This window comes from Sulfuricystis thermophila, assembly GCF_004323595.1.
GTDB classification, from domain to species: domain Bacteria; phylum Pseudomonadota; class Gammaproteobacteria; order Burkholderiales; family Rhodocyclaceae; genus Sulfuricystis; species Sulfuricystis thermophila.
The window spans coordinates 1,687,816-1,713,036 of record NZ_AP019373.1 but is presented as its reverse complement, the minus strand read 5'-3'; the positions used below and the strand labels follow the sequence as shown (position 1 = coordinate 1,713,036).

General features: G+C 60.5%; 22 protein-coding genes, 1 tRNA gene and 1 pseudogene. 7 read left to right on the top strand and 17 right to left on the bottom strand.

What is annotated here, in order from left to right:
* The first annotated feature begins 105 nt into the window (after positions 1 to 105).
* The 7 genes from M52SOB_RS08565 (at position 106) to M52SOB_RS08535 (ending at position 7,613) form a co-directional block, all read left to right on the top strand.
* Complete coding sequence (locus M52SOB_RS08565; RefSeq protein WP_131111467.1) at positions 106 to 537, top strand: type IV pilin protein; 432 nt, start codon at positions 106 to 108, stop codon at positions 535 to 537.
* A complete protein-coding gene (locus M52SOB_RS08560; RefSeq protein WP_131111466.1) occupies positions 531 to 1,067 on the top strand; it encodes a GspH/FimT family pseudopilin in 537 nt (178 codons plus the stop codon). The genes M52SOB_RS08565 and M52SOB_RS08560 overlap by 7 nt, the downstream gene beginning before the upstream one ends.
* Before the next feature lie 11 nt (positions 1,068 to 1,078).
* Positions 1,079 to 1,492 (top strand): type IV pilus modification protein PilV, encoded by a 414-nt coding sequence (gene pilV / locus M52SOB_RS08555; protein ID WP_131111465.1) that lies wholly within the window; start codon positions 1,079 to 1,081, stop codon positions 1,490 to 1,492.
* A 3-nt stretch (positions 1,493 to 1,495) separates the two neighbouring features.
* Positions 1,496 to 2,683: a PilW family protein gene (locus M52SOB_RS08550; RefSeq protein ID WP_131111464.1), complete on the top strand. Its 1,188-nt coding sequence runs from the start codon at positions 1,496 to 1,498 to the stop codon at positions 2,681 to 2,683.
* A 1-nt stretch (position 2,684) separates the two neighbouring features.
* The gene (locus tag M52SOB_RS08545; RefSeq protein ID WP_131111463.1) at positions 2,685 to 3,296 is read left to right on the top strand and encodes a pilus assembly PilX family protein; all 612 of its coding nucleotides are present in this window, start codon (positions 2,685 to 2,687) and stop codon (positions 3,294 to 3,296) included.
* 30 nt (positions 3,297 to 3,326) lie between these two features.
* A complete protein-coding gene (locus M52SOB_RS08540; RefSeq protein WP_131111462.1) occupies positions 3,327 to 7,499 on the top strand; it encodes a pilus assembly protein in 4,173 nt (1,390 codons plus the stop codon).
* Between the two features lie 38 nt (positions 7,500 to 7,537).
* A tRNA-Thr gene (locus M52SOB_RS08535) sits at positions 7,538 to 7,613 on the top strand.
* A gap of 45 nt (positions 7,614 to 7,658) precedes the next feature.
* On the opposite strand, the gene M52SOB_RS08530 is transcribed toward M52SOB_RS08535, so the two are convergent.
* The 17 genes and pseudogenes from M52SOB_RS08530 to dsrA form a co-directional block, all read right to left on the bottom strand.
* On the bottom strand, positions 7,659 to 10,094 hold the full coding sequence (locus tag M52SOB_RS08530; RefSeq protein ID WP_131111461.1) for a sensor domain-containing protein: 2,436 nt from the start codon (positions 10,092 to 10,094) through the stop codon (positions 7,659 to 7,661).
* Positions 10,091 to 11,506 (bottom strand): cyclic di-GMP phosphodiesterase, encoded by a 1,416-nt coding sequence (locus M52SOB_RS08525; protein WP_131111460.1) that lies wholly within the window; start codon positions 11,504 to 11,506, stop codon positions 10,091 to 10,093. The genes M52SOB_RS08530 and M52SOB_RS08525 overlap by 4 nt, the downstream gene beginning before the upstream one ends.
* Positions 11,507 to 11,597: 91 nt before the next feature.
* Positions 11,598 to 12,341, bottom strand: a pseudogene (gene cobA, locus M52SOB_RS08520) (uroporphyrinogen-III C-methyltransferase); the annotation flags it as partial.
* Between the two features lie 53 nt (positions 12,342 to 12,394).
* The gene (locus M52SOB_RS08515) at positions 12,395 to 12,769 is read right to left on the bottom strand and encodes a HesB/IscA family protein (protein ID WP_284155048.1); all 375 of its coding nucleotides are present in this window, start codon (positions 12,767 to 12,769) and stop codon (positions 12,395 to 12,397) included.
* Complete coding sequence (locus tag M52SOB_RS08510; protein ID WP_131111458.1) at positions 12,757 to 14,274, bottom strand: cobyrinic acid a,c-diamide synthase CobB; 1,518 nt, start codon at positions 14,272 to 14,274, stop codon at positions 12,757 to 12,759. The genes M52SOB_RS08515 and M52SOB_RS08510 overlap by 13 nt, the downstream gene beginning before the upstream one ends.
* A gap of 54 nt (positions 14,275 to 14,328) precedes the next feature.
* On the bottom strand, positions 14,329 to 15,534 hold the full coding sequence (gene nrfD, locus M52SOB_RS08505) for an NrfD/PsrC family molybdoenzyme membrane anchor subunit (RefSeq protein WP_131111457.1): 1,206 nt from the start codon (positions 15,532 to 15,534) through the stop codon (positions 14,329 to 14,331).
* Positions 15,535 to 15,539: 5 nt separating this feature from the next.
* Positions 15,540 to 16,295 (bottom strand): sulfate reduction electron transfer complex DsrMKJOP subunit DsrO, encoded by a 756-nt coding sequence (gene dsrO / locus M52SOB_RS08500; RefSeq protein WP_131111456.1) that lies wholly within the window; start codon positions 16,293 to 16,295, stop codon positions 15,540 to 15,542.
* Positions 16,292 to 16,663 carry a hypothetical protein gene (locus M52SOB_RS08495; protein ID WP_284155047.1) on the bottom strand — a complete coding sequence of 124 codons (372 nt, stop codon included), beginning with the start codon at positions 16,661 to 16,663 and terminating at the stop codon, positions 16,292 to 16,294. Before M52SOB_RS08495 ends, dsrO begins: the two co-directional genes overlap by 4 nt.
* Positions 16,664 to 16,697: 34 nt before the next feature.
* Positions 16,698 to 18,665, bottom strand: coding sequence for an NAD(P)-binding protein (locus M52SOB_RS08490; protein WP_131111455.1), 1,968 nt, complete (start codon positions 18,663 to 18,665; stop codon positions 16,698 to 16,700).
* 32 nt (positions 18,666 to 18,697) lie between these two features.
* Entirely contained in the window at positions 18,698 to 20,239 is a 1,542-nt protein-coding gene (gene dsrK / locus M52SOB_RS08485; RefSeq protein ID WP_131111454.1) for a sulfate reduction electron transfer complex DsrMKJOP subunit DsrK, read from the bottom strand.
* A gap of 1 nt (position 20,240) precedes the next feature.
* Positions 20,241 to 20,963 (bottom strand): respiratory nitrate reductase subunit gamma, encoded by a 723-nt coding sequence (locus tag M52SOB_RS08480; RefSeq protein WP_131111453.1) that lies wholly within the window; start codon positions 20,961 to 20,963, stop codon positions 20,241 to 20,243.
* Between the two features lie 150 nt (positions 20,964 to 21,113).
* The gene (locus tag M52SOB_RS08475) at positions 21,114 to 21,446 is read right to left on the bottom strand and encodes a TusE/DsrC/DsvC family sulfur relay protein (RefSeq protein WP_131111452.1); all 333 of its coding nucleotides are present in this window, start codon (positions 21,444 to 21,446) and stop codon (positions 21,114 to 21,116) included.
* 32 nt (positions 21,447 to 21,478) lie between these two features.
* Positions 21,479 to 21,775: a sulfurtransferase complex subunit TusB gene (gene tusB / locus M52SOB_RS08470; protein WP_131111451.1), complete on the bottom strand. Its 297-nt coding sequence runs from the start codon at positions 21,773 to 21,775 to the stop codon at positions 21,479 to 21,481.
* A 10-nt stretch (positions 21,776 to 21,785) separates the two neighbouring features.
* Positions 21,786 to 22,148: a sulfurtransferase complex subunit TusC gene (gene tusC / locus M52SOB_RS08465; RefSeq protein WP_131111450.1), complete on the bottom strand. Its 363-nt coding sequence runs from the start codon at positions 22,146 to 22,148 to the stop codon at positions 21,786 to 21,788.
* Between the two features lie 12 nt (positions 22,149 to 22,160).
* Entirely contained in the window at positions 22,161 to 22,553 is a 393-nt protein-coding gene (tusD, locus tag M52SOB_RS08460) for a sulfurtransferase complex subunit TusD (protein ID WP_131111449.1), read from the bottom strand.
* A 13-nt stretch (positions 22,554 to 22,566) separates the two neighbouring features.
* Positions 22,567 to 23,640, bottom strand: coding sequence for a dissimilatory-type sulfite reductase subunit beta (dsrB, locus tag M52SOB_RS08455; RefSeq protein ID WP_126445926.1), 1,074 nt, complete (start codon positions 23,638 to 23,640; stop codon positions 22,567 to 22,569).
* 108 nt (positions 23,641 to 23,748) lie between these two features.
* Positions 23,749 to 25,050, bottom strand: coding sequence for a dissimilatory-type sulfite reductase subunit alpha (gene dsrA, locus M52SOB_RS08450; RefSeq protein WP_131111448.1), 1,302 nt, complete (start codon positions 25,048 to 25,050; stop codon positions 23,749 to 23,751).
* Positions 25,051 to 25,221: the final 171 nt, after the last annotated feature.

Sequence of the window (25,221 nt, the reverse complement as noted above, 5' to 3'; positions counted from 1 at the left end):
GCGCGGCTGCCGTTCGCCGCCCGTCGGCTGCCGTTCGTCGGCAAGTGCTGGTCCCCTCAAATCCAGCGGCATAAATTCCAGACAGAGAAAAAGAGGAGCGATGTCATGAAACAGGCGCAGCGCGGTTTCACCCTGATCGAGATGATGGTGACGGTCGCCATCATCGCCATCCTGGCTGCCATAGCCCTGCCGGCGTATAACGATTATCTGTTGCGGGGAGCACTGTCCGAAGCGCATGGCGAGCTTGCCGCAATGCGCGCGAAAATGGAAACCTATTTCCTCGACAACCGCACCTATGTGGGCGCCTGTGCGGCGAACACCGTCGCTCCGCTGCCGACAGGGCGGTTTTTCAATTATTCCTGTTTAAATCTGTCTGCAACGACTTACACGATTCAGGCGCAAGGCAGAGCCGGCGAACGGACGGCTGGCTTCACTTACACGATCGATCAGAACAACAATCGGGCGACGACTGCCGTTCCCGCCGGTTGGACGGCCAATGCCACCTGCTGGGTGATCAGGCGAGGCGGCTCATGCTGAAATCTGGCTCGGCACGAGGTTTCACCCTCATCGAGATGATGGTGGCCATTGCGCTGCTGGCTTTCTTGTTGCTGATCGCCTATCCGGGCTTCGTGACGATGCTCGCCAATCTCCGCGTGCGCGCCGTTGCCGATGGGGTTTTGTCTGGCCTGCAATATGCCCGGACCGAGGCACTCAAGCGCAACATGGAGATCACCTTCCGTTTCGATCCAGCCAGCGGCGTTGGCGGAGGCTGGCAGGTGTTGCTGCCGGACTTGACGGTGATCCAGCAGAAATCCGCCGCCGATGGCGGCACGGTCGAAGCGATGGTTGCCGGCGGCAACGTCGATATCGTCTTCGACAATCTGGGTCGGCGCATTCTGCCCGCCTCACCGCCTGCCGTGGTGGATATCGACATCACGAATCCTGGCGTGGACAACTGCGAAGGAGCAGGCGGCTCGATACGCTGTCTGCGTATCACCGTGGCCGTGGGGGGCGAGGTGCGTTTGTGCGATCCGCGCCGACCAGCGGGCGATCCCCAGGCGTGTTGAGGGTGACCAGCATGGAAAAGATTCAAAAAGGCGCCACACTGCTCGAAGTGCTCGTCGCACTGCTGTTGTTCGCTTTCGGCATCCTCGGGCTGCTCGGCATGCAGGCCGTAGCCTCGCAAATGACCGGCGAGGCCAAATACCGCGCCGAGGCGGCGATGTACGCCGACCAGTTGCTCAGCCAGATGTGGACGGATGATCCGGCCACTCTAGCCACTCAATACGACTCCAATATGGGTGGGGCTAAATTTGTTGCCTGGCGTAATCTGATTCAGGCCGCCGGGACGGGGCTGCCGGGGGCGACCGGTGTCAATGCGCCGACCGTTACGGTGGGTGCTGACAATGTCGTCACGATCACGATCTCATGGCAGGCGCCAACCGATGTTGCGCCCCACCGCTACGCTGTTGTGAGTCAGATCAGGAAATAATTTATGGCCAACAAATCCCTCACCACACCTCGAGGCTTCAGCCTAATCGAGCTCCTGGTTGCCATGGTCATCGCGATGATTGGCACCATCGCGATCATGCAGGTCTATATGCGTGGCGAAAGTGGCAAACGCGCTCTTGGCAGCCTGGGCGAGGCACAGTCTGGTGCGCTCATTGCTCTTTATCAGATCGAGCGCGACATACAAAGTGCCGGCATCGGTTTTATAAGCGATGCAGTATTAGGGTGCAGGATCAATTCAGGCTCAGCAACTAACTTAAACAGGCTAAACAATCTTACCCTTCTGACAGTGAGTATTGTGCCAGATGGTGCAAACTCTACTCATCAAGCTAACTTGTGGGGAATTCCACCTGGCGACCCTGGTTCAGATATGCTCGTTTTCTCGCTGGCTGATGCCGCGACGCTGATTGGGGGTAGTCGATTAAGAGATACAGACGTAGCCGCAGGTGCTGTTCAGATTCCACTTGAAGATCCAAGTGGCATTGAAGCTGGCGATTTTCTGCTTGTTGGAGAAAAAAACAAAGACTGCACTTTGACGCGAGCTACAAGGGTCGACGTGAGCGGTGATGTTGATATCGATCATCCGCTTGCCTCCGCGTACACCTTTAAAAGAGGCAATGAAGGAACACGCATTATGCATGTGGGAAAGACTCCTGTTTTTGCCGTCTATGCCATTCGTAATGGGATGTTGACGCGTTGCAACTTCCTTGATTCCAACTGCGCCGATCCCACCGCAACGAATAACCCAATGGTCTGGATGCCAGTCGCCAACGACGTGGTCGCCCTCGTGGCGCAATACGGCGTCGATACAAATGCCTCGAACCGGGATGGGGTCATCGATGTGTTCTGTAAGACCCGTGTGCCGCCTGGCGGCGCCTGTCCCGTCAACGATACCGGTCTGAGCGATACACCGGGTTCGGCTGCCAACCAAGCGGACCGGGCAGAAGACTGGTCGCGCATCTTGGCAGTGCGCATCGCCGTGGTGTCCCGCAGCGGTCAGGCAGAGAAGGACCCGGTCAGTCCTGCCACCCTCAAACTGTGGCCCGACAATGCGAGCGCCGCCGACGGTCCTCTGACCCAGGGACCGGTCTGGAACGTCCCGGATCAGCACTATCGCTATCGGGTTGCTTACACCACGGTGGCGCTGCGAAATGTCATCTGGCGCGGGGTGTAGCATGAACAAACGACAGATTCCCTCCCGGCAACGCGGCGTGATCCTCTTTCTCGCCCTCATCGTCCTCGTAGCCATGCTTCTCTCCGGGATTGCCTTGTTTCGCACCGCGGACAGCGGCATCCTGACGGCTGGCAATCTTTCGTTGCACAAAAGTGCGATCAATCAGGCTGATCGTGGTTTCCAGACTGCAATTGATTGGCTCACAAATGCTGCAGGTACCGGATTGTTACTCGAAGATCCAAATCTGCCAGGTTATACAGATACCCCCTTCTACGTTGCGAATGCGCTCAATGATCATCCGCTATCAGGCCAAAGTTGGCAGAGTTGGTGGAGTGGTTATGTGACATCTCATGCACCTCAGGTTTTGCCGCCCGACCCGAATACCGGTCATGTCGTGTCTTACCTGATCCAACGAATGTGTTCTGCAAATGGTACCGAGGATGCTGTTGGACAGATATGTGCAAGATCACCGGAAGAGATACCATCTGATGACCACGACGGAGATGGACCTTTTTATCTTAGACTTTCAACGTATTACCGCATCATTGTTCGTGTCAATGGCCCTCGTAATACAGTAGCATTTATGCAGACTTTTGTTATACCAACCAATTGAAAGTTCTGATTAACGAGCACGGGAGCGATCATGAAGCTCAACGCTAGATACATTGCAACTGTAATTGGAATAGCTTTTATTGGTTCGATTGCGTTCGCTGCTCCTACCGATATTGCAAACGGGCCATTAATTACTCCAAGCTCCTCACCGGTCAAACCGAATCTGATGTTCCTGCTCGACGATTCGGGCTCGATGCGTTTCGATTATTTACCAGATTGGCTGGGATTCAGTGACGCTAACTACTGTAAGAACAACAATGGTGAAACGGGCACGAAATGCTGCCGACAACCCGGCAGCAATAGCAGCGCTTGGGTCTGCCTGCCGCAGAATGCTGCCGGCAATAACATCGATACCGTCTATTCAGGCGGGACCAACCAGCGCGGCATGCCGCCTTTCCTGACGCATACCACCTGGACCATCAAGATCGGCAGTAAAACAGAGCTCGTCAATGGTGGCTTCAATTCGACCTACTACAACCCGACCATCCGTTACCTGCCTCCGGTCAATGCCGATGGTAGCAGCCGCACGAGTTACAGCGGTACCGGGACGACGCCCTGGGATGCCTATGGGGTAATGTACGGAGCACAGGGCATCGATCTGCGCAGCGAATTTCCGGATACCGAATGGTGTACCAACACGAGTTATACCGATTGCCTGCGCGCTGACAACTATCTCGTTCCGGGCACAGTCGCCGGTAAAAATTACACAACGATGCATGCAGTGCGCGCCACCGGTAGCGGAAAATTCGTTACCGGCACTCCGCAGGCGCCGACGGTCGATACCAATCGCGATGCCGGGCCACATTACTATGTGATGATCCCGGGCGAGTTCTGTACCAACCGCAAACTGACCAACTGTGTTGCCTCCTGGGTCCCGACGACGGTCGGGGGCGTGGCTTATAACTATCCCGCTGCCTTGCGCTGGTGCAACAACACTCGCGGTCGCGACCGGCTGGTCGATGGGGCTGTGGCGGCCGCGACCGATCGCTGCCAGGCATTGAAAAATTCGGCTTATCAATATCCTCGCTACCCGACGTTGCGTGTCAGCACGACCGGCCCGACGTATGCCCCCGGCCGCTTCATGCGCATCGACATCGTGCCGGGCAAGGCGAATTATGGCAACCTGTGCGTGTCTGCTACCGGCACGGTCACCGAACGCTTCGGGGCATGCAATTCCAGCGAGTTCACCGCCCTCGATCGCTCCGGTCGTAATGATTGTTCCGCAAGTTCGTGCTCATACGCGCAGGAGCTGGGCAATTTCGCCAACTGGTTCGCCTGGTATCGTTCTCGCATCCAGTCTACGAAAACTGCCATATCGATCGCTTTCCAGGGTGTCGATGACCGTTTTCGTGTCGGTTTCATGACCATCAATGGCAACACGACCGGAAACCGCGATCTGATCAACATCGCCGACTTCAATTTCGTGCCTGGTCCGAGTGGCCAAAAGCAGGATTGGTACTCCCGTCTGTTCTCGATCAGCCCGTCCGGTGGGACACCTTTGCGCGAGGCGCTGTCGCGCGTGGGACGCTATTACGCGAAATCTTCCGGCCTTACCGGTGCGACTGATCCAGTGCAATATTCCTGCCAGAGGAACTTCAGCATCGTCACGACCGACGGTTATTGGAATGGCGCTGGTGGTGTGCGTCTCGATAACAGTGCGATCGGCAATGAAGACAGCAGCGGCATGGTCATCGGCGGCGTGACGGGGCCTTTCTCGGATGGCTGGACTGGCACACTCGCCGATGTCGCCGCGTATTACTACAAAACCGACTTGCGCACGCCCGCACTCGGCAACTGCACCGGCGTGCTGGGTGTGGCTGGTGGATCAGTTTGTACTGACAACGTGCTGACCAGAAGTGGCGTCGACATGAACACTGTTCAACACATGGTGACTTATGGCGTCAGCCTGGGCGTAGACGGCCTGATGCAGTACCGCGCCGACTATAAGACGCCGAGTGGTGATCCGACCGATGACTACGATGCCGTGAGTAACGCGGTGACCGCCAGTGCCACGAATGCCGCCAACGGTATCTGTCCTTGGCAGACTTCAGGCGCCTGCAATTGGCCGCAACCTTCAGCCGATAGCCAGGCCAATATCGATGATCTTTGGCATGCCAGTGTCAATGGCCATGGAAGTTATCTGCTGGCCAAGGACCCCCTGACGCTGAGCCGTGGTCTTCGAGATATTATTAATGACATATGGATTGATGATGGGAGTAATGCTGCAGCGACTACCAGTAATCCCAATGTTTCTTCCAGTGACAACATGATATTTATTTCAAAATACTGGACACAGAAATGGACTGGAGAGTTAGTGCGAATGTCGATCGATACGTTATCGGGTATGCCTTATAGTAGTGCAGGAGATTGGCAAGCGCATACTTTGTTGGATGCTGCTAGCTGGAGCGGCCGTTCGATCTACACATTCAAGGCTGGAGGCGGCACCCCACGAGTCTTCTCTTACGCATCTCTCAATCCAGGGACCTGTAATCCGCCCGTGAGCGAACAGGGATGTTTCGATCAGTCCTGGATCGCTGGCGGACTGGCTCAATACTGTTCCATCGGACCGCTCTGTCTTACATCTTCGGACCAGACTGCGGCAGCTGGAGTGCCGCTGGTCGATTATCTGCGGGGTGACAAAAGCAACGAGGATACCGTCAACACGACGGGCTACTATCGTAAACGGGATGGAAGGCTCGGAGACATTGTCAGCTCAGAGGCCATTTATGTCGGTAGATATACAAAAGATTATGGTACCAGCACTGGCTACCCTGTTCGTGGAACTCCACGGACCGACCCAACAGTCTACGTCGCTGCTAATGACGGCATGCTTCATGCGTTTAATGCCAAAGATGCAGCAAGTGGTGGTGGTCAGGAGCGCTGGGCATATATCCCCTCGATGGTCATCCGCGATCTGTACCGTCTCGCCGACAAGGATTACGACACCAAGCATCGCTACTTCGTCGATGGCTCGCCGGCAGTGATGGACGTCAAGGATGGAGGGACTTGGAAGACCATCCTGGTCGGTGGGCTGGCCGCTGGCGGACCGGGTTATTATGCGCTCGACATCACGAACCAGACGGCGCCCCAAGTGCTGTGGGAGTTTCGCCAGAAGCCGGGCTGCACGGCGTCGACGCCGGCCGGTGCGGCACGCTATGCCTCCTCGGGCATCGCGCGCATGATCGAGGATTGCGATCTCGGCTACAGCTTTGGCAACCCGGTGATCACCAAGCTACCGAACGGGCAATGGGTGGTGATGGTCACCTCGGGGTATAACAACCATGTCAACGGCGATGGTAAAGGATACCTCTATGTGCTCGATGCAATGACCGGCGCGGTCATCTACAAAGTGAGCACCGGTGAGGGCAACACGACGACGCCCAGCGGCCTCGCACGCATCGCCGCCTGGGCGGACAATCCGCTCAAGGACAATACGACGAAATATGTCTATGGCGGTGACTTGCTCGGCAAGCTGTGGAAGTTCGATTTTACGGGTGGCGGGGCGCCCGTCGTCAGCCTGTTGTTCGATGCCGGGCCGAACCAGCCGATCACCGCGCGGCCGGAACTCGGCGAAGTGACGAAAACCAATACCAGCGTCAAGAAACGTGTCGTGTTCTTCCCGACCGGACGTCTGCTGGGCAATTCCGACCTGGCCAACACCCAGTCACAGAGTTTTTATGGCATCTGGGACTGGCTGGGTGGCACCACGCCCGCAAACGGGCTCGTCAATGTGCCGGTCAGCGCTGGTGGTGCTGGTCGAACTGGTACGATTTACGACATCAATGGTGATGGAAGGCCAGATAGCGTGTTTGATGACGACAACAACCTTGGTTGGCAACTCGACTTCCCAGACGCCGGGGAGCGTGGTGTGACTGATCCTGTTCTGGCATTTACAACTTTGGTTTTCTCGACAACCAAGCCAGATACCCCGGACCCATGTAACACGACCGGGTTCACAAGCTGGGTTTATACAATAGACTACCGTTCAGGGCATGTGGCTTTCGTGCCAGGAGGACCCAATACCAACATGGCGACCACGTATGCCGGATACGTAACACCCCCCAGAGTATTTACCCTTCCAAGTGGAAAAGCAAAATATTATGTATCAACAACAGGTGGTGGTGGGCAGCCGCCCGGTGAGGTTCCACCGCCGTTTCTGGATAAATTTAAACCGATAGGTGGATGGCAAGAACGAACCAAATGAACCGGATGCGACAAGGCGCGCTATAATGCGTGCCCGTCGCTGCCGTAGCTCAGTCGGTAGAGCAACTGATTCGTAATCAGTAGGTCGCCAGTTCGATTCCGGCCGGCAGCACCAGACCCCAGCCCCCGCAGGTTTTGCCTGCGGGGGCTTTTTGCTGGCTCATTGCGAGGCGTTTGCCTGTCGATGGCGCGCGAGGAAGGCTTCGAAATCCGGCGCTGGCAGAGCGGCAGTGCACAGGTAGCCCTGATATTCCTGGCAGCCGGCGGCGATGAGGAAATCCTGCTGCGCGGTGGTTTCGACGCCTTCGGCGATGACGGCGAGGCGCAGAGCGTTGGCGAGCTGGATGATGGCATTGACGATCGCCGTGTCGCTTTCTTCGTCCGGCAGGTCCTGGATGAAGGAGCGGTCGATTTTCAGCCGGTGGATCGGGAAGCGTTTCAGATAGGAAAGACTCGAATAGCCGGTGCCGAAGTCGTCGATCGCCAGCTGCACGCCGAGGGCGGCGAGCGCTGCGAGGCGGCGCATGGCATCTTCGACGTCCTGGATCAGGATCGACTCGGTGAGTTCGAGTTCGAGCAGCCGGGGGGGCAGGGCGTATTTTTTCAGCGTCTGGCCGACACGCTCGACGAAATCGGCTTGCTGGAACTGCAGCGGCGAGACGTTGATGGCCATCGTCAGATCGATGCCTTTCGCTTGCCAGGCGGCGCATTGGGCGACCGCCGCATCGAGCACCCAGTTGCCGATGCTGACGATCACGCCGGATTCCTCGGCGATCTGGATGAACTGCGCCGGCGGGATTTCGCCCAGCTCGGCATCGCGCCAGCGCAGCAGGGCTTCGGCGCCGGTGATTACGTTGTCGCTGAAGCGTACCTGTGGCTGAAAGTAGAGCTGGAAGTGGCTCTCGGCGGTGGGATTGGCCAGTGCCTGGCGCATCGCATGGTCGATCTTCATGCGCGAGAGCAGGCCGACGTTCATCTGCCGCTGATAGAAGCGGAAACCGGCGCGGCCGCGTTCCTTGACGTGGTACATCGCTGCGTCGGCGTTCTTGATCAGGTCGTCCATCGTCTCGCCGTCGTCGGGATAGAGCGCGATGCCGATGCTGCAGGTGATGGTGAAGGAAAAGTCGTCGAGGACGAAGGGCTGCGAGAGGCTGTTGAGGATGCGCCGGGCGATGATTTCCGCGCCGCGGGCATCGGTCTTGTGCAGCAGGATGAGGAACTCGTCGCCACCAAGGCGGGCGGCGGTATCGACCTGGCGCAAACAATCCTTGATGCGTTCGGCGACGCAGACGAGCACGCGGTCACCGAACATGTGGCCGAGCGAGTCGTTGATCTGTTTGAAGCGGTCGAGATCGAGGAACAGCAGTGCGAAACCGATCTTCTCGCGGTGGGCGAGGCCGAGCGCGAATTCGATGCGTTCGTTGAGCAACAGCCGGTTCGGCAGACCGGTCAGCGCGTCGGTGTAGGCCAGCTCTTCGATGCGCTTCTTGGCATTGACCGTTTCGGAGAGGTCCTTGAAGAAGCCGATGGTGTGGAGTAGTACGCCCTGGTTGTCGAGCACGCGCACCAGTGATGCCTGGCAGGGCAGGGTATTGCCGGCGCGGTTGCGGTGCCAGGCCTCGCCATCCCAATAGCCGTGTGTCTGCAAGGCCGTGTCCACCTGCGCGGCGAAATGCTCGCGCGAGACCATGTCGCTGAGGATGTCGTAAGTGTGCTTGCCGATCAATTCCTCGCGGGAAAGTCCGGTGAGCCGCTCGCAGGCCGGGTTGGCGTCGATCAGCGTCATCTCGGGATCGGTGACGAAGATCGCATCGAGGCTGGCGGAAAAAACCTTGGCGGCGAGCTGGAGGCGGGATTCGTCGGTGACGCGCCGGGTGATGTCGCGGAAGGAATAGACGCGTCCGATCGGTCGGCCGCGCGCATACTGCGGCAGGGTGACGCGCTCGAGGATCTTGCCGCTCTTCAGCACCAGCGTGTCGGTGGCTTCGATGAGCGGCGAGCGCGCGATCATCGTCAGGCGCGCCGAGTAGGTCGTGGCATCGACGACGTTTTGTGCCATCCAGCCGTGGATCGCCGCGTCGTTGCGTTGCGTCGTCAGTTCCTGCGGCAGGTCCCAGAGTTCCGCGAAGCGGTGGTTGTAGCCGCGGATCACGCCGTTCGGGTCGGTGACGAGGATGCCGTCGGCGGTCGATTCGAGGGTAGCGCGCAGCTCGGCGACGAGTTTTTCCAGCTCGTCCTCGATGCGCCGTTCTTCGGATTGATCGCGGATGCCGACCAGGAAGATGCTCGCCGCATCGCTGAGCGTGATACGGCTGACACGGCGCTCGACCGGCAGCGTCGTGCCGTCGGCTCGGCGCAACAGCGTTTCGGAATGGATCTGGTCGGCGAGTCCCGCGGCGACGTCTTCCCAGAAATAAACGTCTTCGGGGGTGGCGGCGAGTTCGACGACCGGCTTGCCGACCAGATTCGCCGCCGGGATGCCGAGCATTTCGCTGGCAGCGCGGTTGACGGCGAGGACGCGTAGCTCGAGGGCGTCGACGATCCAGACCGCTTCGAGCATGCCTTCGATCAACGGTTGCCAGGTGCGGTCTTTCATCGGCTGGGCCCGTGCTCATGAACGGGCATCGCCCGCTCGAAAAAGTAACAGATGCGCTGGCGCGGCGACAGATAATCGAAGGCGGCTTTCGGCAACTGCAGCGGTTTCAGGCTGCGGCGGATGCCGAGGTCTCCTGCCTGTTCGAGGTCTTCGATGAGCGCCTCTTCGCGTGGGATGCGCGGATCGAAAATGATCACGTTCGGTTTGAGGGGGCGTGCCGCATTGACGGAGACGACGAGGGCGAAGCGTCCATCGGTGAGCTCGACCACCGAGCCGGGCGGATAGACGCCCATCATGCGGATGAAGGGCATCAACACCTTCGGGTCGAACTGGTTGCGCATCTGCGCGAAGATCAGCCGTTGGGCTTCGTGCGGCGTGAGCGCCTGGGCCGGATGGGCGGGGTTGCAGAGGTTGTCGTAGAGATTGACCAGGGCGACGATGCGCGCCAGAGGGTCGATTTCTTCGCCGCGCAGCCTGGCGGGAAAACCCCGTCCATCGGCCAGCTCGTGGTGTTGCGCGATGATGACCCGCTGTTCGGGGGGCAGCTTCATGCGCTCGCCAAGCTTGACACCATGGGCGACGTGCTCCTGATAGAGTCGCCGCTCGGCGGTGGTGAATTGGCTGTCGATCCAGCGCAGCCGTTCCGGCAGCTCGATCAAGCCGATGTCGTGTAGCAGTGCGCCATGGGCGAGCGTTTCGAGCCGTGCGCTGTCAAGGCCGAGCGCCTTTCCCAGCAGCAGGGCGATGACGGTGACGTTGATGGAATGCTGCGAGGTGCGATCGCCTGCGGTTTCGGAGAGCAGACGGATCGCCGTTTCTTCCTGGCAGAGCATGTCCTCGAGCATCCTGCCGACGATCGCGGCGGCGCGTTCGCGGGCGGTTTCCGGCTGACTGGTGACCAGCTCGGCGAGCTGGCGGTAGCTCTTCGCCGCGGTGGTGAATTCGCGTTCGCAGATTTCCAGGCTGCTCTGCTGGACGGCGAGCATCTCCTGCCGCCGGCGGCGTTCCTCGGCAAGGGCAGCGGCCTCGGCGACGATGCGCTCGGTGATCGCTTGGCGGTTCGCTGTGCCGGAATGGATCGCTTCATCGGCGGCTTTTGCGTCGGTGGCAGCGGGGGGTGCCGTCCCGTCAGCGCCGACTTTTTGTTGGCTATCGTCCGCCGGGGCGTCCTCATGCCCGGTCGCTGCATGCTGGACATTCCCGGCGGGTGGTTCGAGATCGCTCTTTTCCGGCGACCAGCGGATGCGCTTGACACCCAGTTCGATCAGCGTGTCGATCTGCTCCTGCGAGCTGATCTTGAAGCTGTTGAGCGCGAAGGGATGCTTGATCCAGCCCAGATCGACATAGACGTACATGCCGATGCGCAGATCGGCGATGTCGATGAATTGGGCTTCGCTGTCGTGGTTGGTCATGGCTTTACCACGATATAACGACTGCGCTGGCGCCGGTCTTGAGAGAACTCGTGGAAAACCCCTGCTTTCGCAGGAAGCTTTCCCATACTCGCTACAGGGGCGTTTTCTCGAACCAGGCCAGTTTGTCCCGCAGCCGGACGACTTCGCCGACGATGATCAACGTCGGCGGTTTGAGCCCGGCCTGGGTGGCCCGTTCGGGCAAGGTCGCCAGCGTGCCGGTGATCGTGCGCTGGTTCGGCGTGGTGCCCTGCTGGACGATCGCCGCCGGCCAGTCAGGGGGCAGGCCGTGCGCGATCAACTGCTCGCACAGATAGGACAGGCCGTGCAGCCCCATGTAGATGATCACCGTCTGGCGGCGGCGCGCGAGCCCCGGCCAGTCGAGGTTCATGCTGCCATCCTTGAGATGGCCGGTGACGAAGACGCACGCCTGCGCGTAGTTGCGGTGCGTCAGTGGAATGCCGGCATAGGCGGCGACGCCGGCCGCGGCGGTGATGCCCGGCACGACCTCGAAGGGCACGCCGTTTTCGCGCAGTGTTTCGACTTCCTCACCGCCACGCCCGAAGGTGTAGGGATCGCCCCCCTTGAGGCGCACGACTCGTTTGTCCTGCTTGGCGAGCTGCACCAGCAGTAGATTCAGGTCTTCCTGAGGCACCGCGTGGTTGCCGCGCTGCTTGCCGGCATAGATGCGCTCGGCTGCCGGATTGACGAGGCCGAGGATCGCCTCGGAGACGAGCTGGTCATAGACCAGCACGTCGGCCTCGCGGATCAGCCGCAACGCGCGCAGCGTCAAGAGCTCCGGATCGCCCGGACCGGCGCCGACCAGATAGACCGTGCCGGGGACGGCTGCACCGCGGCTGGGCACTTCGGGAAGCAGGGGCTGCGTCATCTTCAGCTGCAACCTCCCGTCGAACCGCCACCACAACTGCCGCACCCGCTGCTGCGGCTGGCACAGCCGCCCCCTGCGCCTGGAGCCGTTTCGGGGTGCAGGAAGACGAACTGGAACTCACCGGGCCGCAGTTCGACGAAATCGAGCGTCGCGTCGGCAAGCAGATCGCGGCTCAATGGGGAGATCAGCACGGTCACCCCGCAGGATTCGACGACGGTGTCCTGCTCGCGCTGCTCGTCGAAGCCCATGCCATAGACGATCTCGCCGTCTTCGAGCTTGGCCGCGACGCGCAGGCAGGGGATTTCATCGTCGTCGTGCTGATAGGCCGCAGCGGCAGAGAGGATCTCCTGGGCGGCGGCGGGGGTCAGGGTGAACATGGGATGGTCTCCGGGGTCGGAATGGTACATTGTCTGACGAAGCGGATGAAGCGTTCCGGCCAGTCGCAACCGGCCGTGCCGCGCAGATGGGTGTAAGAGGCCAGCAGATTGTGGCAAAGAATGCCGTCGTGCTGGCCATCGGTGCCATGGCCGCGTTTGACCCGATAGGCATAGCGCTGGTCGGCCGGCAGCCCGCGAATCTCCGAATAATGGAATTCGTGGGCATGGATGATCGGAAAGTCGGCGCCGGCGGAAATGGGAGCGTCCCGCCGGGCGCCGCCTTTTTTCGAAGAGTCGGCGCTGGCGGAAATGGGAGCGTCCCGCCGGGCGCCGCCTTTTTTCGAAGAGTCGGCGCTGGCGGGACGGCACTCTCCCGACCACCAGGGATGGTCGGGGGTGGGCTCGATCAGCACATAACCGCGGCCGACCGGTTTGTCGTGCATCAGAATGTCGCCTGGAATTATGCCGACCATCGGCCGGGATTTGCCTTGCCAGGTGATCGAACGGGCGAGGTACATCAATCCGCCGCACTCGGCATAGGCGGGCATGCCCGCGGCGATGGCGGAACGGATCTCCTCGCGCAGGCTGCTGTTGGCTGATAACTCGTCGAGAAAGGATTCCGGAAAGCCGCCGCCGATCAGCAGCGCGTCACAGGGCGGCAGGTGCGCATCGCGAAGGGTATCGAAGGGCACCAGCTCAGCGCCGGCATCCTCGAGCGCTTCGAGATCGTCGGTGTAGTAGAAGCCGAAGGCGGCATCGCGGGCGATGGCCACGCGGATTTTTGGGCTGGGCGGGACCGGGCGGGGCGGAGGAGGGGGGAGGACGGCATCGGTCTTGGTGATGGCCAGCAGCCGTTCGAGATCGACCTGCTGGGCGACACGCTCGGCGATCGCGGCGATGGTCTGCTCGGCCTGTGCGGCTTCGTTCGCCGGCATCAGGCCGAGATGGCGCTCGACCACGGCCAGTCGGGGGTCTTCGTGGACCGCACCGAGCACCGGCACATGGGTGTAATGCTCGACGACGGCGCGCAGTTTGGCTTCGTGACGGCTGCCGCCGAGACGGTTGAGGATCACGCCGGCGATGCGGATCGCCGGATCGAAGGCCTGGTAGCCGAGGATCAGCGGGGCGATGCCGCGCGTCTGGCCGCGCGCGTCGAGGACGAGGATCACCGGCAGGTCGAGGAGTCGGGCCAGCGCGGCATTGCTGTTGCTGCCATCGAGGGCGAGGCCGTCGTAGAGTCCCTTGTTGCCCTCGACCAGGCAGACGTCGGCATCGTGGCCGTAACTGAATTGCCGCAGGATTTCATCGTGCGGCGACAGGAAGAAGTCGAGATTGCGGCAGCCACGGCCGGCGGCTGTGGAGAGCCAGAGCGGATCGATGTAGTCCGGCCCTTTCTTGAAAGGCTGGACGGTGAGACCGCGTGCGCGCAGCGCCGCACACAGTCCGATGGATAGCGTGGTCTTGCCCGAGGACTTGTGCGCGGCGGAGATCAGGAAACGGTGCATGGCGGAAACCGTTGCCCGGCGAACCCCCACAGGGATTCAGCCGCGCAGGAGCTTTTAGTCGTGTAACGCGCCCGATGCCTGCAGCTGGGCCATGTCGTCCTGCGGCATGAAAGGCAACACCTGCACGGCGATCAGACTGAGCAGGAAATACAGGCCGAATCCGCCAATGCTGAGGAGGATCTCGGGCAGGCTGGGCGTGTAGGGATCGACCACACCATCGAAGAAGCTGCTCTTCACCTCCATGCCCGGGAACATTTCGAGCGGATAGGCTTGCCCGCCGATGATGAAAACATACAGGAAGGCCAAGCCACCGAGGATGGTGCAAATCGAGGCCAGCACGCTGGACGAAGGCATGCTGCGCAGTGCGGGGACGAAGACGAACAGCAGCGGGAGGATCGTGCCGACGACGACGAAGCCGCCCCAGAACAGTTGCGGATAAATGCCGCCGGAGACGAGGATGAAGTGTTCGAAGGCCGTCTGCTTCGCGTAGTAGATGTTGGTCAGATGATAGACGACGACGAAATAGGCGACCGCCGCGACGAAGGTTCCCAGCACATTGTTGAGCCGCTGGCGGATTTGCTCATCGAGCTGGCCACCCTGCCATTTGTACATGGCTGTTTGGAAAAGCAGGAACATCGCCAGTCCCCAGGCGAACGACATGATGATGAACATCGGGGCGATGATCGCGGAATGGTAGGCCTGGCGTGCGACGACGAAGCCGAAGATCGAGCCGGTACCGGTGGTCATCACCAGCCGCCAGATGAAGGCCGCCGTGCCGGCTGCCTTGGAGTAGGCGTACATCTTGCGGTCGAGCAGCAGCCAGACGTAGAGGCCCACCAAGCCAAAAAACACGGGATAGAGCACCATGTTCCAGCCGAACACCGAGGTCCAGTTGACATGGGTCATCGCGACGATGAGGCGATCGGCGCGCCCCAGGTCGAGCATGATCACGAACAGACCGGCAGCCAGCATGGTGATCGCCAGCAATCCCGAAAGCGGCCCGCGGGGTTTATAGACCTTCTTGCCGAAGACGGTGCCGATCGAGGCGACGTTGAGCACGCCCGAGGCGCCGACGATCAGAAAGATCGCGAACACGTGTGGCAAGCCCCAGAAGACCTGGTTGTTCATGCCGGTCACCTGGTGGCCATGATGCTCCATGTAGAAAGCGGCAAGCGTGCCAGCCACGGTCAGGATGGCGCCAATGGCTGCCAAGAGGTAGAAGTTCGGTATGCGCAGACTTTGGGTGAGGGCGGATTGCATGGTGGTCAGATTCCCTGGTAACGCACGCCAAGATTCAGTTTCAGATCAGCGCGCACCTGCGTGGTCTTTTCTTTCGCAACGCGCTGGGCGATCTCGCTCGCCGGATCGTTGAGATTGCCGAACAGCATGGCTTTTTCCGGACAGGCCTCGACACAGGCCGGCTCTTGGCCGCGATCGACCCGATGCACGCAGAAGGTGCAGGCTTCCACGCACCCCTGGCCGCGCGGTACCAGCGGATTTTGTTCGGTGAGCGGCATATGCACCAGCGAGCGCGCCTTGTAGGGGCAGGCCATCATGCAGTAACGGCAGCCGATGCAGATGTGGCGGTCGACCAGCACGATGCCATCGGCACGCTTCATGGAAGCGCCGGTGGGACAGACATCGACACAGGGCGGATGTTCGCAATGCTGACAGAGCATCGGCAACGAATGCTCCTGCCCCGTCTTGGGATCTTTGAGATCGATCTTGCGGATCCACTGCGAACCCTGGCGTGCGTCCTTGACGGTTTCGTTGATGCCGTTCTCGGTCGCGCAGGCCTTGACGCAGGCATCGCAACCGCTCGCGCACTTGGTGGTGTCGATCAGCATTCCCCAGCGCACGGCGGAGGATGCGGGCTCGCCCGGCGCACGCGGGGCGGCACCGGCGACTTCGATCAGTTTGAGACCAGGCGCCAGCGCGGCGACGCCGACGCCGGCGCCGGCAACGGCTGCCGCGCCGACGAAGCTACGGCGCGATTTGTTCTCGATGCGGTCTTCGCTCATGGTTTGACTCCCACGGCCTGAGGGTTGCCGGCCTTGGGTTGATGACAGTCCCAACAATCCAGCTTGACTGCGGCATAGGTATGGCATTCCTGGCAGAAGCCGCCCGGGCCGAGCACCGAGCCGGTGGTCTTGCTGGCATGACAGTTGATGCACTCGTTGAGGCTCGCCTTCTCGCCGCGGATGCCCTGGCGCATGGTCCGGTCACGGGTGTGCTTCAGCATTTCCATGTGATTGCGGCGCATCTCGGGCACCGGTGCGATGCATGACCCCGGATTCTCGATCTTGAGCTGCGGCATCGGTGTGCCGGCGGCGGCGAGAAGTGGGGTAAGCAGCAGGGCCGCCGCCAAACCGACGAGTAATCGCTTCATGATCTCCATACGTCTTACCCCTTCTCCCCGAGTGTCACTCGCCGAGACCCATCTGGATGTAGCCGGTCGGGCAGACATCGTGGCAGATGTGGCAACCGATGCACTTGTCGTAGTCGGTGGCGACGTAGCGGCCGGTGGTCGCCTCGGTCTTCTTGACGCGATAGACGGCCGTCTGCGGGCAATAGACGACGCAGTTGTCGCACTCGAAGCACAGGCCGCAGCTCATGCAGCGCTTCGCTTCGGCCACCACCTGCTGATCGTTCAGCGCTTCCAGGCGTTCCTCGAAGTTGCCGAGCGCCTCTTCCTTCGTCAGATGGACGATCTTGCGCTTGTTGCGCGGCGTGTATTGGAAATGGCCGAGGAACAACTCGGTGTGCGGGATGATGTAGCGATCGGCACGGTTGTCGAAGTTGTGAACGATGTCCTTCGACTCCGAGGAGCCGCGGATCGGGCCGTGCACTTCGTGGAATTCGACACCTTTTTCGTGGTACTTGCGCAGCAGGTCGAAGTAATGCACGTCGATCTTCGGCCGCTTGCCGACTTCGAGGCCCTGCAGGAACTGGTCGATACCGTCGGCGGCGATCGCGCCATGACCGATCGCAGTGGTCAGGAGGTGCGGCCGGATCACGTCGCCGCCGCAGAACACACCTGGCTTGCCCTGCACCTGATAGTTCCGATCGGCGGAAACGCCGCCCTTGCCATTGTCGAACTCCGACAGGCCGGTGAGGTCGATGGTCTGGCCGATCGCCGAGACGATCAGGTCGGCCGGCAGGTCCTTTTCGGTACCCTCGATCGGCTTGATGTCGAGTTTGCCGCCTACCATCTTGGCCTCGCACTGCTTGACGCGCAGGGCGGTGGCGCGACCGTCGGCGCCTTTGATCACTTTGACCGGCATCCAGCCCTGCATGATCTCGATGCCTTCGGACTGGGCGTGTTCGATTTCATGCTTGCTGGCCGTCATGAACACCGAGGTCAGCACGACGTTGGCGCCTTCCCGGCGGGAGATGTCCGCGACGTCCTGGGCGAGCTGGCCGGCGATCGCTTTCTCCCAGTCGGTCGGGTTGACCTTGTCGATGTGGCCGAGACGGCGTGCCACCGTGGCGACGTCCATCGAGGTATCGCCACCACCGACGACGACGACATTCTTGCCGACCGATTTCAGGCGTCCGTCGTTGAAGGCCTTCAGGAAGGCAGTCGCAGTCACGACATTGGGGGTGTTTTCTGCCCCCTCGGCAGGGAGCTGACGGCCGCCCTGCGCACCGAGGCCGAGGAAGACGGCATCGAATTCCTTGCGGATCTGGTCGATCGTGATGTCGACACCGACCTTGCAGTTCAAGCGGGTTTCGACGCCGAGATTGAGGATGCGCTGGATTTCGGCATCGAGCACTTCACGCGGCGTGCGGTAGCCCGGGATGCCGTAGCGCATCATGCCGCCGAGCTTGTCATGATCGTCGAAGATGGTGACCGAATGGCCCTTCAGCGCGAGCTGGTAGGCGACCGACAGACCGGCCGGGCCGCCGCCGATCACGGCGACTTTCTTGCCGGTCAGCTTCTCGGGCTTCTTGAACTGCAGATTGTTCTTGATCGCATATTCGCCGAGATAGTGCTCGACCGAGTTGATGCCGACATGGTCTTCGACCTGGTTGCGGTTGCAGCCGGATTCGCAGGGGGCTGGACAGACACGACCCATCACCGCCGGGAAGGGGTTGGCTTCGGTCAGGCGCCGCCAGGCATATTCCTGCCACGGCATGACCGGCTTGCCGTCGGCGCCGACCGGCGGCTTTTCGATGCCGCGGACGATATTCAGGTAGCTGCGGATGTCCTCACCCGACGGGCAGGAACCCTGACACGGGGGAGTGGACTGGATGTAGGTCGGGCACTTGTAGGACCAGCCCGCCTGGAAGATCTTTTCTTGCCAGCGCTTGTAGCTATCGGGCTTTTCGCCGTCCTTGTAGTGGCGGAAGGTCAACTTAACGTTCGTCGTTTCGGGGGTCGCTGACATCGTCGTCTCCGTGTAGTTATCGGGTTGTTGGATCAATGCTCATTGCCGAGGCGTATGGCGGTGCTGACCAACTGGTGTACGCCGCCGACCAGTCGCATGTTGAAACCGTAATAGGGCAGGACCTTGGTGAATTGGGCCTTGCAGATCGCACAGATGGTGGCCATGAAGTTCACACCGTGCTTTTCGACCACCTGCTGCAGCGCTTCCATGCGCGGGAAAGCGCCCTTGATGCGCGCTTCGATCAGCTCGTCGGTCAAGATGCCGCCGCCGCCGCCGCAACAGAAGGTGACCTCGCGGATCGTTTCCGGTGCCATGTCGACGAATTTGTTGGCCACGGCCTTGATGATGTTGCGCGGTATGTCGAACTGGCCACCCGGATAGCCGCCCATGCGCGAAGCGCGGGCAACGTTGCAGGAGTCGTGGAAGGTGATGACACGATGGTCGTTGGCTTCTTTGTCGAACTTGAGACGCCCTTGCTGGATCAGGTCCCAGGTGAATTCGCAAATGTGCGAGGGCTGGGGGTAGCGCGGATCGAGCTGCTTTTGCAGTTCGATCGAGAAAGGATCGTTGCCGCCGGCACCGACACCGTTCAATGTGTTCCAGAAGGCGTAGGCGACACGCCAGGCATGGCCGCATTCGCCGACGACGATGCGCTTGACACCCAGTTCCAGCGCAGCCTCGCGAATACGCATGGCGACCTTGCGCATCGTTTCGTAGCTGCCATTGAACAGACCGAAATTGCCGGCCTCGGAGGCGTGCGAGGAGAGTGTCCAGGAAATCCCGGCGGCGTGGAACACCTTGCCGTAGCCGATCAGCGATTCGATGTGCGGCTCGGCGAAGAAGTCGGCCGACGGAGTGACCAGCAGTACTTCGGCGCCCTGGACATCGAGCGGATACTTGACGTCGACGCCGGTGTCTTCCTTGACGTCTTCCTCAAGACCCTGCAGCGTATCTTCGAGCGCCGGGCCGGGCAGCCCCAGGTTGTTGCCGATCTTGTAGACCTTGCCGATGATCTCGTTCGAGTACTTCTGGCCGTAGCCGACCGTATCGAGGATATGACGCGCGGCCATCGTCACTTCGGCGGTATCGATGCCGTAGGGGCAGAACACCGAGCAGCGGCGGCATTCGGAACACTGCCAGAAATAGCTGTACCACTCATCGAGGAGTTCTTTGGTCAGATCCTTGGCGCCCACCAGGCCGGGGAACAGCTTGCCGGCGAGGGTGAAATAGCGCCGATAGACCGAACGCATCAACTCCTGACGCGCCACCGGCATGTTCTTCGGGTCGCTGGTGCCGATGAAGTAGTGGCACTTGTCGGTGCAGGAACCGCAGTGCACACACGCATCCATGAACACCTTGAGCGAACGGTACTTGCCGAGCAGCTCGCCGAACTTGGCGATCGCCTTGTCGTGGGTGACCTGCCAGTCATCGGCAAGTTTTCCCTGGAAGCCGATGGCTTCCTGGATTTTTTCGCTGGCGACGTGCGGGTGCGAATGCGCCATTGCACCCGGCTGCAGCGCTGGAACCGTCGGGTACTCCCGATATTTCGGAATCTGGAATTCAAGATCGGCCATGTCAGCTCTTCTCGATCTGGGCGGCCCATGGCGCGAGATGACGTTTTTCGCGCGGGGTATCGGCCTGGTTGCGGGTGGGGCTGAAGAACACGCCCGGGGCATGCAGCAGCTTGCTGAACGGGAACAGGATCATCAGCAAGGCGACGAGAATCAGGTGAATGTACAGAGCAGGATGCTCGGGCAGCGGCTGGATGTCGAAACGCATCAAACCGAGGAAGAAGGCTTTCACGGCGACGACATCGACATGACTGACGAAAGTCATGCCGGCGCCGGTGATGCCAATGCCGATCAGTACGGCAAGCCAGAGGTGGTCGGAAGGCGTCGTGATGTAACGGATGCGTTCGACCAGGAAACGACGCGCCCAGAGACCGGCCAGACCGGCCACCATCATGAAGGCAGCGTATTTGCCGAACGGCTGGATGAAGGCGAGCCAGGCGGGAATGTCGCTGACGAAGTAGCGCAAGTGACGGATCAGGACGAGGAACAGGCCCATGTGGAACATCCAGCCGAACAGCCAGATCCACAGGTTGCCTTTGAACAGGCTCTCGAACAGCACCACCTCGCGCGCCATGCGGAACGCCACTCCGGTGGTGGTGGTGGGCGCCGGTGTCGTCGGGATCGACAGTGGCGCGGGAGTGCGGGCAAAGTCGTAGATCTTGTAGGCCAGGCCGACGACAAGTATTGCGAAGGCGAGGTAGAACAGGATCGCGAAAAACGTTGTCATGGACGGTGCACCACGGCGAACACAGCAATCAAGAACGCAGCATCACGCTTGCCCTTTAGGCAGCGCCGCATCAGCGGACAGCGCTAGTGCGAAAGTCGGCGCTGGCGGGACGGCACTCCCGTGCCGCCCACCTGCGTGTTGCCTTAAATATCAGACGCAGCCGGTCGGCTTCGGCAGACCGGCGATCTTGCAGGCCTGCTTGGCGGGGCCGTAGGGGAACAGCTCATAGAGATACTGGCTGTTGCCCTTTTCCGGGCCGAGTTTCTTGCCGATCGCCTTGGTCAGCACGCGCACGGCCGGAGCGATCTGGAACTCGTTGTAGTAGTCGCGCAGGAAGTTGATGACTTCCCAGTGCGCGTCGGTCAGGTTGACGCCTTCTTGCTCGGCCAGATACTTGGCGACGTCTTCATTCCAGTCCGACAGGTTGACCAGGTAGCCTTCTTCGTCGGTTTCGTAGGTCTTGCCGTTGAGTTCGAATGCCATTGTTGTCTCCTAGTTGATTGATTGAAAATGGGTTACAGCCATGACTGGCAGGTTTTGTGATCCGCGACGAGATCGACGAAGCCGGCGTAATCGGTGACCGTGACGCCATCGATCACACGATCGGCCATCCCACGCGCTTCCAGATCGGCTTGAAGTGCGTAGAACTTGAACTTGCTCATTGCTGCCTTGACCTTGGCTTCCTCGGCGCCGCCCTTGACAGCAGCAAAGACGCCATCCTCGATGAGGAGAATGGTGCCGCCATCACAGGTGGCGAGGACGGAATTCAGCGCGGGACGGTCGTAAGGTGATTTGTTGACGATGTGCAGCATGGTGGTTTCCTCAGAACGACAGGATGACGTCCTGCTCTTCCATCAGTTTGCCGATTTCGGCACGGGAGAGCACTTCGACGGGCACGGCGAGATCGTCGGCGGTCAAACCACGTTCCGCCAGCGATTCCTGGGCGACATACAGCTTGGTGATGTCGTAATCTTCCAGCGCTCCCCAGGTCTTTTCGAAGGCCTTGGTCTCGATGCCCTTGGTGTTGTGCCCTTTCTTGAGCTGATAGACACCATCGTCGAGGAAGGTCAACGACACATCCTGCTCGAAGGCGGCGGCGATCAGTACCACTTCGAGGGCTTCCCACGCATAGATCGTGCCGTAGGGCGCCTTGCGATTGACCATCATGAATTTCTTGGTAGTCATTTGTCCGCTCCCTCAGTCGCCGAACACGACCAGCCGATCGGATTGGATGCCGGCCTCGATCAATTGGCCGAGGCCGGAAATACGGAATCCGGGGGCCAGGTTGGTGGCATCCTTGCCATTACGCTTCATCTCGCCTTCATCGACGATGCCGCGACGCTGGGCCGCGGCGACGCAGACGACGAGGTCGAGATTGTTTTCCTGCGCCAGTTTCGACCAGCGGTTGACGATGTTGCGGTCGTCCTGCGGCGGCGTGGTCAGTCGCGTGGCATTGTTGACGCCGTCGTGATAGAAGAAGATGCGGAAGATCTCGTGCCCTTTGGCCAACACCGCCTTGGCAAACTGATAGGCGGTGTCGGAGGCCTCGTGCGTGTAAGGACCTTCGTTGACCAGAATCGAAAACTTCATCGTGTCGAATTCCTCAGAAGCGGACGTGGTTCGAGGCATTGAGGTTGTAACGGCTGCCGCGCCAGTCGTCGATCATGTACTTGGTGAAGGGCAGACCGGTCTTTTCGAAGAAACGCGGCCAGCCGATGCGCTCGATCCAGTCGGCCATGCGCTCCCACGGACGGGCATCGGCCTTGTAGGTGTCGAGGATCTTCTTGACGATGGCATTGACTTCCGGCCAACGCGGCGGGTTGTTGGGGAGGCCAGCAGCGACCAGCTTGTGGAAGGAGGGCTTGCTGCGCGCGTTGGAGTTCTTGCCGCCCACCCAGATCGCGAGCTTGGAGTGCTCGGGGTCGTTGATCTGCATCGGCGGGCAGGGGGGGTAGCAGGCGCCGCAGCAAACGCATTTCTTCTCATCGACTTCCAGCGAGGGCTTGCCATTGACCAGCGCCGGACGGATGGCCGCGACCGGGCAGCGCGCGACGACGGCCGGACGTTCGCAGACGTTGGCGACGAGGTCATGGTTGATCTTCGGCGGTTTGGTGTGCTGGATGATCACTGCGATGTCGGCCTGGCCGCCGCAGTTGATTTCGCAGCAGGAAGTCGACAGGCGCACGCGGTTGGGCATCTCTTCCTTCTTGAAGTCCTCGAACAGGGCGTCCATCATCGACTTGACGACGCCAGAGGCATCGGTGCCCGGGATGTCGCAGTGCAACCAGCCCTGAGTGTGGGCGACCATCGACACCGAGTTGCCGGTGCCGCCGACGGGGAAGCCGTTCTTTTCCAGCGCTTCGATCAGCGGGCCGACCTTGGCTTCGTCGGAGACGATGTATTCGATGTTGGAACGGATCGTGAAGCGAACACGCCCTTCGGCATATTGGTCGGCGATGTCGCACAACAGACGGATCGTGTGCACGTCCATCTGCCGCTGGGTACCTGCGCGCACGGTCCAGACCTCGTCACCAGTATTGGAGACGTGATGCAGGACGCCGGGACGCGGACGGTCGTGGTATTTCCAGTTGCCGTAGTTGGCGGCGAGTTTTGGATGGAGGAATTTCTTGTTGTCGAGGAAGTACTCGACTGGCTTGCGCATTTGAGGTTGAGCCATGAATCGTCTCCGCAATGATCGTTGTGAATTGTTGCTATCTGAACAGGGTTTTCTGCCTGGCCGACTGCCGGTTCCGGGCGGAACCGGCAGTCCTTGACGCGGGAAGGCTTAAGCCGCAGCCTGCTTCTTGGCGTTGATCCGGGCGACTTCCTCGTCCCAGCCATCCGTGCGGATGTACGGGTTGGAACGCGGGCAGTTGACCATGTTGGCGTCGGGATCGAGGCCGATGCCTTCGAGGAAGTTGACCAGGCCGATGCGCTCGATCATTTCGCCGGTACGCTCATGCTCGAGCGCGTTCTCGGCGAAGAAGTCGACGATGTTCTGCGCCAGCTCGACGAGCTTGTCGTAGTCCTCTTCCGTCTTCAAATCCATGAAGGGGACGACGACGGTGCCCAGCGTCGCGCCGATCTTCAGGTGGCCGTGGCCGCCGACGAGGATCGTCGCACCCTTGTCCTTGCCCGGGCCGAGCGCGCCGGTCATCACGTTGATGCAGTGCATGCAGCGCACGCAGTCCTTGTTGTCGATCTCGAGCGACTGGGTGTCGTTGATGGCGACGGCGGAGATATGCGCATCCTTGCGCACGTCCTTGGTGTCCTTGACCTGCAGGGCGCGCGTCGGGCACATGTTGACGACGTCGTTGATCAACTCGTTCATGCCGTGCTTGGCGAACCACTTCTTGCCGAGCTCGTCGTCGGTCTTCATGTTGTCACGCCAGGTGCCGATCACGGCCATGTCGGCGCGCTGGATGGCGTTCATGCAATCGTTGCCGCAGCCGGAGAACTTGAACTTGAACTTGTACGGCAGGGCCGGGCGGTGGATGTCGTCGAGGAAGTTGTTGACGATCTTCTGATGGGCCTTCGCTTCGTCATAGCAGGATTGCTCGCAGCGCGCGGCGCCGACGCAGGACATCGCGGTGCGCACGGCAGGACCGGCGCCGCCCATGTCGAAGCCCATCTCATTGATTTCGTCCCACGCCGGTTGGACGTTCTCGGTGGTGCAGCCCTGGAACATGATGTCGCCGGACTGGCCGTGCAGGGCAATCAGACCGGAACCATACTTTTCCCAGATGTCGCAGAATTTGCGCAGTGTGGCGGTGTCGTAGTGCATGCCGGGCGGGGGCATGATGCGCAGGGTATGGAATTCCGCAGCGTCTTTGAAGACCGGCTGACCGGTCTTTTCGTCCTTGATTTCGGTGAAGCGGGGAATCACGCCGCCACCGTAACCGAACACGCCCACCGTGCCACCCTTCCAGTAGCCCTTCCGGGTTTCGTAGGAATGCTCGAGGTGGCCGAGCAGGTCGACGACGTAATCCTTATCCTTTGCCAGACGCTTCAGGCCGGTGACGAAACTGGGCCAGGGACCGGACTCGAGTTGGTCTAGCATAGGGGTTGGGTGAAGCTGTTTGGCCATGTTATCTCCTCGTTCGTAGGTGACTGTTGGGAACTGTGCGTTGATGTTCGTACATCTGGCGCCAGTTTTTATTGAAGCGAATTATCAGGACTGGTCGTCCAGTTGCACCATACCTCCGGCAGGTAGAATAACCGCATTCGAAGGGGTAAGGGAACCTACCCTGATGGAGTA

Bases quoted from the DNA above. Each gene is read 5' to 3' on its own strand.
- M52SOB_RS08565 (WP_131111467.1), top strand. From the start codon at position 106: ATGAAACAGGCGCAGCGCGGTTTCACCCTGATCGAGATGATGGTGACG.
- M52SOB_RS08560 (WP_131111466.1), top strand. From the start codon at position 531: ATGCTGAAATCTGGCTCGGCACGAGGTTTCACCCTCATCGAGATGATG.
- pilV (WP_131111465.1), top strand. From the start codon at position 1,079: ATGGAAAAGATTCAAAAAGGCGCCACACTGCTCGAAGTGCTCGTCGCA.
- M52SOB_RS08550 (WP_131111464.1), top strand. From the start codon at position 1,496: ATGGCCAACAAATCCCTCACCACACCTCGAGGCTTCAGCCTAATCGAG.
- M52SOB_RS08545 (WP_131111463.1), top strand. From the start codon at position 2,685: ATGAACAAACGACAGATTCCCTCCCGGCAACGCGGCGTGATCCTCTTT.
- M52SOB_RS08540 (WP_131111462.1), top strand. From the start codon at position 3,327: ATGAAGCTCAACGCTAGATACATTGCAACTGTAATTGGAATAGCTTTT.
- M52SOB_RS08530 (WP_131111461.1), bottom strand. From the start codon at position 10,094: ATGAAAGACCGCACCTGGCAACCGTTGATCGAAGGCATGCTCGAAGCG.
- M52SOB_RS08525 (WP_131111460.1), bottom strand. From the start codon at position 11,506: ATGACCAACCACGACAGCGAAGCCCAATTCATCGACATCGCCGATCTG.
- M52SOB_RS08515 (WP_284155048.1), bottom strand. From the start codon at position 12,769: ATGTTCACCCTGACCCCCGCCGCCGCCCAGGAGATCCTCTCTGCCGCT.
- M52SOB_RS08510 (WP_131111458.1), bottom strand. From the start codon at position 14,274: ATGCACCGTTTCCTGATCTCCGCCGCGCACAAGTCCTCGGGCAAGACC.
- nrfD (WP_131111457.1), bottom strand. From the start codon at position 15,534: ATGCAATCCGCCCTCACCCAAAGTCTGCGCATACCGAACTTCTACCTC.
- dsrO (WP_131111456.1), bottom strand. From the start codon at position 16,295: ATGAGCGAAGACCGCATCGAGAACAAATCGCGCCGTAGCTTCGTCGGC.
- M52SOB_RS08495 (WP_284155047.1), bottom strand. From the start codon at position 16,663: ATGAAGCGATTACTCGTCGGTTTGGCGGCGGCCCTGCTGCTTACCCCA.
- M52SOB_RS08490 (WP_131111455.1), bottom strand. From the start codon at position 18,665: ATGTCAGCGACCCCCGAAACGACGAACGTTAAGTTGACCTTCCGCCAC.
- dsrK (WP_131111454.1), bottom strand. From the start codon at position 20,239: ATGGCCGATCTTGAATTCCAGATTCCGAAATATCGGGAGTACCCGACG.
- M52SOB_RS08480 (WP_131111453.1), bottom strand. From the start codon at position 20,963: ATGACAACGTTTTTCGCGATCCTGTTCTACCTCGCCTTCGCAATACTT.
- M52SOB_RS08475 (WP_131111452.1), bottom strand. From the start codon at position 21,446: ATGGCATTCGAACTCAACGGCAAGACCTACGAAACCGACGAAGAAGGC.
- tusB (WP_131111451.1), bottom strand. From the start codon at position 21,775: ATGCTGCACATCGTCAACAAATCACCTTACGACCGTCCCGCGCTGAAT.
- tusC (WP_131111450.1), bottom strand. From the start codon at position 22,148: ATGACTACCAAGAAATTCATGATGGTCAATCGCAAGGCGCCCTACGGC.
- tusD (WP_131111449.1), bottom strand. From the start codon at position 22,553: ATGAAGTTTTCGATTCTGGTCAACGAAGGTCCTTACACGCACGAGGCC.
- dsrB (WP_126445926.1), bottom strand. From the start codon at position 23,640: ATGGCTCAACCTCAAATGCGCAAGCCAGTCGAGTACTTCCTCGACAAC.
- dsrA (WP_131111448.1), bottom strand. From the start codon at position 25,050: ATGGCCAAACAGCTTCACCCAACCCCTATGCTAGACCAACTCGAGTCC.